Raw genomic sequence first — 10,411 nt, 5'->3', positions numbered from 1 at the left:
GCTTGGCGAACCAGGTGGTGAAGTCGGGTTGGGTGGAGAGCAAGGCGGGGCGTTGGCAGAGGGGCTCGGTGAAGGTGAGTACTCGGAAGAGGATGTCGAGATAGTTGAGGTCGAAGAGTCTGAGCTTGGCGAACCAGATGGTGAAGTCGGGTTGGGTGGAGAGCAAGGCGGGGCGTTGGTAGAGGGGCTCGGTGAGGATGAGTACTCGGAAGAGGATGTCGAGATAGTTGAGGTTGACGAGTCTGGGCTTGGCGAACCAGGTGGTGAAGTCGGGTTGGGTGGAGAGCAAGGCGGGGCGTTGGCAGAGGGGCTCGGTGAAGGTGAGTACTCGGAAGAGGATGTCGAGATAGTTGAGGTTGACGAGTCTGAGCTTGGTGAATCAGGGGGAGGGGGTGCCGGAGATTTTGACGATAGTGGCAGTACAGGTGGGAATCAAGAGGGTACAATAGGTTCTCCTCACAATACCTTGCTGGAAGTTTTGTCGAAATACATTGATCCTGAGCAGGCTCTGAATCCGAGAGATATTCTTAATGAGTCCGAAGAGGGTCTTGTTTCACAACTGCTGGAGCGGTTCACGCCAAAATTTATTAAAATACCGGAAGGGGTATATCCCCTTGGTTGTAGTCATCCTGGACCTCAGGAACATTCATTTCTGGAAAAGCGGGTTAACAGTTATTATCTGGGCCAATATCCGGTGACAAACGATCTTTTCGAGCTTTTTGTTCGGGAGACTGGGTATGAAACTGATGCGGAAAAAGTGGGATTCGGGTTGGTGCATGAAGGGGTATGGCAATCTCGAAAGGACCCAGAGACGGGTCTGGCCTCTTTTTCTATCCGCCAGGTGACAACAGCAAATCAAATTAACGGAGCTAACTGGCGGCATCCGTCTGGACCTGGCTCATCTTTGGAGAGTAGGCATAATCATCCCGTAGTTCAGATCAGTCAACGGGATGCCTATGCCTTTGCCGCATGGGCGGGGAAGCGTTTGCCGACCGAGGACGAGTGGGAGGCCGCAGCGCGTGGAAGTGATGGTAGGCTCTTTCCCTGGGGCGGTGATTGGGCGGCGGATAGAGCCAACTTGGGTGGTTCCTGTCTCGGGGAGACCACTTCTGTGGAGCGCTATCGGGATCAGGGGAAAAGCCCCTTTGGCATAGCCGACATGCTCGGTAATGTTTATGAGTGGACTGCCTCAATTGACTTGCCGGAGGGGACTGTCCGCCGTTTTGTCTTAAAGGGTGGTTGTTGGAATTCTCGTGGGATAATCAGCGTCTGTCACAGGAGTATTCAGTCTGAGACTTGGTCGAATATTATTGGTTTTCGACTGGCAGTCTCCGGATAGGGAATTGTTGACCAGTGATTTTTTCTAGTAGTGCGGAGTTGGTAAGCGTTCAGCAGCGCTGCTGAACGCTTATGGTTCCAGGTTGTCTGGAGTTTTGGTGCTCCTGGTGCACGGTTACCGGAGTTACAGAAAATAAACAGAGTGAAATCCCCTGAATCAACCCCGTGATTGATCGAGTGCGCTGGAGGCGATTGGTAGTGGGCAGTTACTTGAGAACTTGATCGAGCAGTGACTCGTTAACATCTGCGGTGATTGTAACGGTACCGATTGACGTTGGCAGCACAAAAAACGGGCGCCCGGCCACAGTTTTTTTGTCGGTTAGTAGGTAGCTTTTGAGTTTTTGGCGATCAGATGTCGTTGGGATGGTGGTGGGAAGGCCAAAGTTTTTGATCAGCGCTGTGAGTCTGGCAGCATCATTGACTGGCAGCATCCCCTTGGCCACAGCCAAGCTACTGGCGGCTACCATGCCGATAGCAACTGCCGAGCCGTGGGATAATTGGTATCCTGAGTCGGCTTCGACCGCATGGCCGATAGTGTGTCCGAAGTTTAAAATCCGTCTCAGGTCCGCTTCTCGTTCATCTTTAGAGACGACCTCGGCTTTGATGGTGCAACAGGTCTCGATCACCTCTTCGAGTATTGGCAAGTTGTATTTCAGGATCGAATCTAACTGATTTTCCAGAAAAACAAAAAAATTGTAATCATAAATAACACCATATTTAATGACTTCGGCGATGCCATTTAATAATTCGGCAGCAGGCAGGGTCTGCAAGACTTGAGAGTCGATATAGACGGCCCGGGGCTGGTGAAAGGCTCCAATCAGATTCTTCCCTTCCGGGATGTCTACTCCAGTCTTGCCGCCGACTGAGCTATCGACTTGCGCCAGCAGGGTAGTGGGAATTTGAACAAAGGGGATGCCGCGAAGATATGAGGCAGCTAGAAAACCGGTGATGTCGCCCGTTACACCTCCGCCTAAGGCGATCAGGCCGTCTTTGCGGTCAACTCCCAGCTGGGCGAGACGGCTGGCAAGGTGGGCCACAGTGGCCATGGTCTTACTGGCTTCTCCTGCTGGAAAGGCAATGATGTCCGGAACGAAGCCTGAAGCCTGCAGTGAGTGGAGGAGCCTCTCACCGTAAAGTCCTGCTACCGTGTCGTCTGCAATTACCACGAAACGCTTGGCGATATTTCTGGTCTTCAGATCGGAACCGATAGTTGCCAATAGACCATGATCAATCATGATGGGGTACGAACGGTCCCCTAAGCCAACCTGCACCTGTTTCATTGTCGTTGTTCCCTTTGTGCTTAGTGTAGCGTAACCCAACATTGCAGGCTTAGTCACAAAAAAAGGGATACCCATAACAGGCATCCCTTTTTTTGTGACTAAGTAAAAATTAGTCGGTCAAAAATTACATCGCGGCGCCAGAAGCAGCGCCTTGCATCTTAACTTCAACCTTCTCTGTCAGACCCTGATAGTACTCTTTCAGGATGACCAGGACCTCATCGCGACCGAAGTGGTCAACGATCTGAGCGCCTTCAGAGAGAGCCTTGCGGAGCTTGGTGCCGGACAGGATGACTCGGTCTTCCTTGCTGTGCGGACAGGTGCGCAGAGAGGCCATACCGTCACACTTGTGGCAGTAGAAGGTCCAGTCGATCTTGAGAGGCATACACTTAAGTGCCTTGCCGTCTGGCAGGTCGGTGGGGATCTTGTCGAAGATGGTCTGGGCTTCGAACAGGCCGTAAAAGTCACCTACGCCAGCGTGGTCACGACCGATCAACATCTTGTTGACACCGTAGTTCTGACGGAAGGTAGCGTGAAGCAGAGCCTCGCGAGGACCGGCATAACGCATGTCAAGGGGGTAGCCTGCCTGGATGACGTTATCTTTTACAAAGTAGTGCTCGACCAGACAATCAATGGCCTTAACCCGGACTTCGGCGGGGATATCGCCTTTCTTCAGGTTGCCGATCAAGGAGTGGATCAGGACGCCGTCACATACTTCGATAGCGATCTTGGCCAGGAACTCGTGTGAGCGGTGCATCGGGTTACGGAGCTGGAGGGCGGCAACATCGGCCCAACCGCGCTCGTCGAACATGGCACGGGTTTCAGCCGGAGTCAGGTATACACCTTTGTACTTGTCTGGGTATTCGCCTTCAGACAATACTTTAACGGTACCGGCCAGGTTGTACTCTTTCTGAGCCATAACCATTTTAACGCCTGGATGATCTTCCATGGCGATCTGCCAGAATTTATCATCAGCAGACTCTTCGCCTTCGCCTTTGAATACTTTTTCGCATTCAAATTTCTTGTCGGCTTCGGTCATCTCGTACTTCTCGGTGACTTTCATGGTGGCGTAGATAACGCCGTCATTTTCCAACGCGATTTCGTCGCCAGTCTTGATGGCGTCGGCATCAGCCTTATTGCAATCAAGGGTAACCGGCACAGGCCAGAAGGTGCCATCAGCCATCTGGAATTTCTCGCAAACACCTTTCCAGTCAGCCTTGGTCATGAAGCCGGAAAGAGGGCTGAAGCCGCCGATACCCATCATGATCAGGTCGCCTTTGGCGCGTGCGCTGATTTTGATCTTCTTCAGGCCCTTGGCCTTTTCTTGCTCAGCTACCAGCTCATTGCCATGAAGCAGGCAGCATACCAAACCCTTTCCACCGTGTGGTGCAACTAATCTTGACATGTCGGAAGTCTCCTCTCTTGGATTGTTGAAAACAACAAAAAAAGCGATTGTATCGCTATACTTTTTAAAGATAGGTGACCATAAAAACGTGGGGGATAATTGTCAAGAAAAAAATGAAAAACCATTCAGTGGAGGTTTGGGAAAAGGTAAATGGTGGGGAGGGGGTAGTCAAGGTATGATTATGGTATTGTAGCGCACAGACCCAAAGGAGTCTGTCGCCGGTGGAATAGAGGGGGCTCGATGTCTGCAGCGCTGGGACAGTTTAGGCGTTTTTGTCGAAAAGGATGCCGACTAAGTCTTCAAGTTTGGCTTTGAGTTGCAGCAGCTCTTCCGAGGGAAATTGCCGGATTAACTTATCGTTGCGTCTGTCTTTGACTTGCACCACGATATCTTTCGTTGGCTTGTACTCGTTCAGTCCGAGTTTCAGGTTGCCGCCAATGGTGTCCAAGCGACTCTGGACCTGAGCAATAAGCTTCTCTATTTCGTCTTTAGAGAGGGGGCCGCCCTGTGCTTTGCCTTTTTTGTCGTGAAGAGCCTGCTCGTTCAAGTTGGTCTTGGTCGAGTCAGTACCCTCTTTGACTGGCGTGACTTGGGGTTTTACCTTGTCTTCTTGCTCCACCACCGGAGCCGTCGGGGTTCCGTATGTCTTGACTTCGGTGTTTAGGTTGATATCCATGATGTACCTCCTTGTAATTAGTCGGGGCCATCCTGCCCCGATGTTTGCTGCACCTACATTGTATTTTTCTTGCTGCTCCTGGTTATCTTCATCGCGTATGGTTTACAAACTGCGGCGAGGGAGTGGGCGCAGGGCCATAGCCGTTTAGTGCTTTTTTTCCTCGGCGCAGGGATGATAATGTTTCCCCGAGGGACGAGTGTTGCTGTTTAGCGATATCAGAGAGGATCTTCTCTCGTTCAAGGATACAGCTCAGCTTGTCCAGCATTAGGTTGCGGGTCTCTTGGGCAATACCTGATGACGGAATTTCTGCCAGTGCTTGGCGCAAGTGGCCTGCAATGAGTTGGCGATCTTCAAACCATTGGTCGATTTTGGTTAAGCATCCTGTCTGCAGGGAGGTCAGATGCTCCGCCTGTAAATCCAGGAAGCGATCCATAGCTGTCATAACTACCATAGTTACATCATTTTTAGATGCCATAATCAACCACCATTGTCAAATAGATACCGAAACTCCATGGAGATAACATGAAGCCGCATCCATAGTTGTAAATTTATTGGGGCGATTTACAGGGGGGGCGCCACCATCGGGCGAAGAGGGTGTATTCTGGTTTGATTTTTGTTGTTCGTTTTCGTCTTGGTGCGGCACGTTCAAACCCGCCTCGACCATGGCAGTGGATTCCCAGATCTCCCGAAGTCGGTTGAGATATCGGTAGGACTGGCGGATAATTTCTACCTCACCTGAGATGCCGACTTTGGGCAGTTCCAGGAGGATGGCAGAGTAAAGACCCCGGAGGAAACCAGCCGCGTCCGAATCATCACCATCTTTGATGGAGGCATTCAGCTCGGAAATGATCGCGATAGCTTTACTGAGATTCTCACCTCGTTCCTTGGCGTTGTTGGTGATGGTTCCTTGTTCTGCTAAAGTCAGGTGTACCAGTACCCGTTCGTATAGAAGATGGATGAGCTTGACCGGATGGATTTGGGCTTGAGCTTCGCTCGTCTGATAGGCTGTTCTGGCTTTTGTGGTGTGCATGGGGGCTCCTGGAGTTGGGTTTGCAAGGTGCGGCAGATCGTCTTCGCTTGCGTTACACTAATAAAAAAAAGATGCGGTTTACGATAGGGGACGCAGTTCTTCATTATTCGTTGTTGCTGGAACTTCCGACCCAGCCGTCACTCAAGCTGTTGAATTGACCGGTAAGGAAATTTGACATTGATGTCATCTGGTTCATGTATCTGTCTAAAGCGACAAACTGTTTGGTCAGTTGTTCATATCTTTTGTCCAGTCTGGCGCTATCTGCGGCAAACTTCAGGTTAAGATCATCGATCCTGGTTTGGGCAGCTGTCTTCTCTCCTTCTAGGAGTCCAGAAGCGCCAGTCAGGGTTCGCAGCCTGTTGTTGATTTTGTCGGCAAAGCCTTCAATATAGTTGTCTGAGTCTCCGAGGAAAAAGGCCTGTATCCCTTCTCCGTATGTGCTGATCGTCGTGGTGAGGGTTGAGTCGTTGATGCTGATAGTCCCATCGCGGTTAAATTCAAGGCCCAGATTGAAAAGGCTGGTGATATTATTGCCGGAGTCAGCGCGGTTGGTTGAGGTTATCAAGCTTTGAAGGTCATAGGGCATATCCCGGAGTGTGGTTCCGGATAGAATGCCGAAATTTTCTGTTTTGGTGTCGTAACCGCTCTTGCCTTTCACCTCTTGAACTACATCATTATATGCCGTCACCAGGGAGGCGATCATTTCTTTGATGGCATCATCATTGTTGATCACGGTGATTGTTGAACTGCCTGTGCCTTGTAAATTCAAGGAGACGCCGGTGATAACATCGTTTATCGAATTGGTCTGTCGTTGATAGGCGATGCCGTCAGTAGTGAACTGAGAATTTAAGGAGTTGGCTACCGCTTGGCTTGCTTGTTCGGCCATGGCAAGATCTGGCAGTTGGGTCAGAAATGTGATGCGTTTTTCTTCCCCGAAGCTGGTGGCGGTCAAGATCAGTTTGTAGGGGTTGGCCGGATCAATTCCGTCATTTATTGTACTTGCGGTGATACCGGGATTGGTGGTGTCATTGTTGATCTGGGTCACCAGTTGGCTAAGGGTGGTGTCGGCAGCAACTGAGAGACTGGTTGCTTTTCCCCCGCTTTGGATGGTCAACAATTTATTGGGGGGGGTGAAAGTCAGGGTGGTGTCGTTGGTGGAAATAGCAATCCGGTTTGATTCTCCGCTGCCGCCGGGAGTCGCTGTCTCAACTCGCAGAAAAGTCTCGCTGCCGACAGTGTATGTCGAGGCAGTTATCTTGCCGGCGTTCTCAAGATCATTATTGATCAGATCAACTAAGCTTAGTCCACTGGCGCCGCTATCATCGAGCATGGTGCCGCTGTCAACATCGACTGTTATGGTGCTGCTGGCGCCGAAGGCGATGGTGAGTTGTCCTGGGGCGCTGGCAATGGAACCGGTGACCGGGTCTGTCACCCCGGATGACACTTGACTGGTGGGGACATAGATGATGCTGTCGCTCGAAGTAACTCCGGATGAGGACATCCAGTTACTTTTTTGGGCTAGATTGGTGACGGTGAGCGCCGAATTTTTTACTGTGGCGCCGTCGCTGGCTGTCGCGGTGGCAACGCTCTCTGATGAGCTGGAGACAGTGCGGCCGGTGAAGGAGCTGGAAAGGGAGAGATTGAGAGCTGCGCTTTTTAAGGTCAACAGCTTGTTTTTGACAACAGTAAATTCGTCCAGCTGCGACTGGTACTTGGTAATAGAGGTCTTTTTGCGGTCCACTACCTGTTGGTCGACTGCACGCAGTTTGTCGAGAATGTCTTGAAGTTGCAACCCCGAGCCGATGCCTAGAGTGCTGATACTGCCCGCCATGGTATTGCCTCGCTATTTGGAGATGGGATAAGTTGCGGCAGGAGTTAAGGTCTGAGCCTGAGCGCCACAACTCCATCTGTAAGACTTATCGGCAGGAGGGCGTGATTCTTAAATGAATTTGTATGATTGAATGCTGGTCATGGCTCTCTTTAAGAGAGCGGCAATAAAGAAAGGGGCGATAGCCTGTTGCTGCTATCGCCCCTGTTGAGGTTATTGGATCTGTGGCAGTTAAGTCTTCAGTTTTTCATCTTCCGTTACTTTTATCCCTGCAGCAGGCTCAATACCGACTTTCCGGAGGCATTGGACTGGGCCATGGCGAAGGAACTGGCCTGGACCAAGATCTGCATCTTGGAGAAGTTGGATGATTCCTCAGCGAAATCGACGTCACGAATTGACGATTCCGCAGCCGTAACGTTAACTCGGGTCACGGAAAGGTTAGAGATGGTTGACGTGAGCTGGTTCTGGACGGAACCGAGGTCGGAACGGATTTTGTCCAGATTCTTCAAGGCCGAGTCGGCGATGGAGATAGCTACCTGGGCGCCTTCCTGGGTGGTAAGATCGATATCGGACATCTTGAATTTCTGGACGTCAGAGAGCGCGGTTGTCGCTGTTGCTCCGGAACTACTGGTCGCTGTTGCCGAGAGGATACTGCCGCTGTTCAGGACTGAGTTGGCCTTCAAGGTCATGCCGGAGTTGAGGTAGTTGCTGCCTGACGTGATAGCATCGCCATTGAGCACTGTTCCTGCCTTTAAAGTAGCGCCGCCTGTTACCCAGATATCATTGGTTAGCACTGTTCCTGCTTTAAGAACTGAGCCTTCGGCCAGCATTGAGCCGGCGGCGATGGACATATCGCCAGCGATGGTGACGTCAGAGGTGCTCAGGGTAACTGATCCGCCAATAGTAGACCCCTTGGCCAGTGAGGTAGCGCCGCCATCAATAACTGACCCGGCTTTAATGACCATATCTCTGGTCATGGTCTGGGTGCCGCCACTGACCGTGACGTCGCCGCCAATGGTAGAACCTGCCAGGATGCTTGCGCCACTCTTGTTGGTGATAACCGAGCCTGCCTTGAGGGTCATTGAGTTGGTTAAAGTCATTGATCCGGAAACTGTGACGTCGCCGCCGATATAGGAACCACCGGCAATTGTGCTGCCAACAGCTGAAAGGATGGAGCCTGACTTGGCCAGCAGATCGGAAGTCAATGTAATACCGGCTGAACTGACAGTTACGTCACTGGCCAGAGTGGAACCTACGCTGTAAGTGTTTCCGCCCTGTTTGAATTCCGTGGTTACGACGGTGCCAGCTGTCAATACTGATCCTGACTCAATGATCGATCCGGTCTTTAACAGATTGTCAGAGGTAGAGGTTACGTTGGCAGTTAACGCAGCTTTACCGCCGAAGACAGTGCCACTCTTGATGATGTTACCGTTAGAACCGAGAACTGAACCAGCCAATAAGGTGCTGTCTAAAGTGGTTGTTAAACTCTTGAAGTTTGTGGCGCTCAAGTCGAACCCAAAGGTGGAGCCTGCCTTGATCACAGAGGCAGAGGCAATTGTTGAGTTCTTGGTCAAGGTGGAGTCGACGGAGGTTGTGAAACTGCCTTTGACGTCGAAGGCGGCGGTCAAATTGAGCGATACATTATCAGCGGAGTCACTGATCTTAATCTCGTTGGCACCGGTCTGGAACAGTTTGATTTCGCCAAAGGTGCTCAAATTGCTGCCGACCAGGGTAGTGCCGGTGTCTCCGCCCACTTTGATCGCTCGGCCATCGGTTGAGGTGAGGGTTAGGTTACCGGACTCATTGACGCTGGCGCTGATGCCATGCAATGAGGTCTTAGAGTTGATTGCATTAGCGAGAGAACCGTCGGAATCGTTAGCTTTAACCGTCATTGCACCGATGGTAACGCCGTTGATTGAAAAGTCGGTTCCGGTTGAGCCAGCCGCTACAGCGTTGGTTGACTTTACCGCTACATTAACTTGGGCGGTGACACCAGTAAGGTCCGCCACTTTGTTGATTGCTGAGGCCAAGGCGCCCATACTGTTTTCCCGTGAATTGTCATAAGCAAGATTCACGGACTGAAGGCCGATTTCAGCGTTTTGGATATTGGAGAAAATGGAAAGACGTACTTCGCCGCCGGATGAACTGTCTGTCTTCAGAAGGCCGGTGGAGAGGTGCCCAATCTTGCCAGCCTCGGTGGAGCCGATGGAGACACCTACGGTTTCGCCAGAGTAAGCGCCGACCTGGAACTTTTTGTCGGTGAACTGGCCGGAAAGGAGCTTTTGTCCGTTGAAGGCCGTGGTTTTTGCGATGGCGTCAAGTTCTTCCATCAGCTTATTGACGTCGGCCTGAATTGCCTTCCGGCTTTCCGTGGTCTGTCCGTCTTGAGCAGCCTGAATGGACTTGGTTTTGATGGTGTTGACGATGTTGATCGACTCTTCCAATGCGCCGTCAGCGGTCTGTACCATGGAGATACCGTCGTTGGCGTTTCGGATTGCCTGGCCGAGGCCGAGGGCTTGAGATTTCAACGAATCGGCAATAGCCATGCCGGACGCGTCATCAGCAGCCTTGTTGATTCGCAGACCTGATGATAGCTTTTCTAATGAGGCGGAAAGGCTGTTGTCGTTCTTGATCATGTTCTTGTGCGACATTAAAGCCGACACGTTGGTATTGATGCGTAAAGTCATAGTCGTTCCTCCATGAGTTTGTTAACGTGGGAGAATCCATTCCCCCTGTCTTACTGTTGCCGGTATTTGTAGATATAAAACCTATGAGCTGTAGATCTTCTGATTACGGGCTGTTTTGTCACCTCCTCTCTGGCCGTCAATCTGAATGTTCATCCAGTCACCCTGCCGAT

At 51.3% G+C, this 10,411-nt stretch carries 8 protein-coding genes; 1 reads left to right on the top strand and 7 read right to left on the bottom strand.

The genetic code is table 11. From position 1 onward, the window contains the following. On the top strand, window positions 1-1,339 hold a 1,339-nt coding region (locus tag FP815_11870; GenBank protein MBA3015628.1), incomplete at its 5' end, for a formylglycine-generating enzyme family protein. Window positions 1,340-1,544: 205 nt separating this feature from the next. Here the strand turns inward: FP815_11870 and FP815_11865 are convergent. The 7 genes from FP815_11865 to FP815_11835 all read right to left on the bottom strand — a co-directional run bounded on the left by FP815_11865 (window position 1,545) and on the right by FP815_11835 (window position 10,241). Then, a complete protein-coding gene (locus FP815_11865) occupies window positions 1,545-2,618 on the bottom strand; it encodes a 3-dehydroquinate synthase (GenBank protein ID MBA3015627.1) in 1,074 nt (357 codons plus the stop codon). A gap of 124 nt (window positions 2,619-2,742) precedes the next feature. Further along, window positions 2,743-4,020 carry a sulfate adenylyltransferase gene (gene sat, locus FP815_11860; GenBank protein ID MBA3015626.1) on the bottom strand — a complete coding sequence of 426 codons (1,278 nt, stop codon included), beginning with the start codon at window positions 4,018-4,020 and terminating at the stop codon, window positions 2,743-2,745. 262 nt (window positions 4,021-4,282) lie between these two features. Then, a complete protein-coding gene (locus tag FP815_11855; GenBank protein ID MBA3015625.1) occupies window positions 4,283-4,696 on the bottom strand; it encodes a flagellar protein FlaG in 414 nt (137 codons plus the stop codon). An 88-nt stretch (window positions 4,697-4,784) separates the two neighbouring features. Further along, on the bottom strand, window positions 4,785-5,171 hold the full coding sequence (locus FP815_11850; protein MBA3015624.1) for a hypothetical protein: 387 nt from the start codon (window positions 5,169-5,171) through the stop codon (window positions 4,785-4,787). Between the two features lie 15 nt (window positions 5,172-5,186). After that, on the bottom strand, window positions 5,187-5,726 hold the full coding sequence (locus FP815_11845) for a flagellar protein FliS (protein ID MBA3015623.1): 540 nt from the start codon (window positions 5,724-5,726) through the stop codon (window positions 5,187-5,189). Window positions 5,727-5,829: 103 nt separating this feature from the next. Then, a complete protein-coding gene (locus FP815_11840) occupies window positions 5,830-7,557 on the bottom strand; it encodes a hypothetical protein (protein MBA3015622.1) in 1,728 nt (575 codons plus the stop codon). Between the two features lie 260 nt (window positions 7,558-7,817). Then, entirely contained in the window at window positions 7,818-10,241 is a 2,424-nt protein-coding gene (locus FP815_11835) for a flagellar protein FlaB (GenBank protein ID MBA3015621.1), read from the bottom strand. Window positions 10,242-10,411: the final 170 nt, after the last annotated feature.

The organism is Desulfobulbaceae bacterium (assembly GCA_013792005.1).
In the GTDB taxonomy this organism is placed as follows: domain Bacteria; phylum Desulfobacterota; class Desulfobulbia; order Desulfobulbales; family VMSU01; genus VMSU01.
This window is presented reverse-complemented; position numbering and strand designations above follow the sequence as displayed.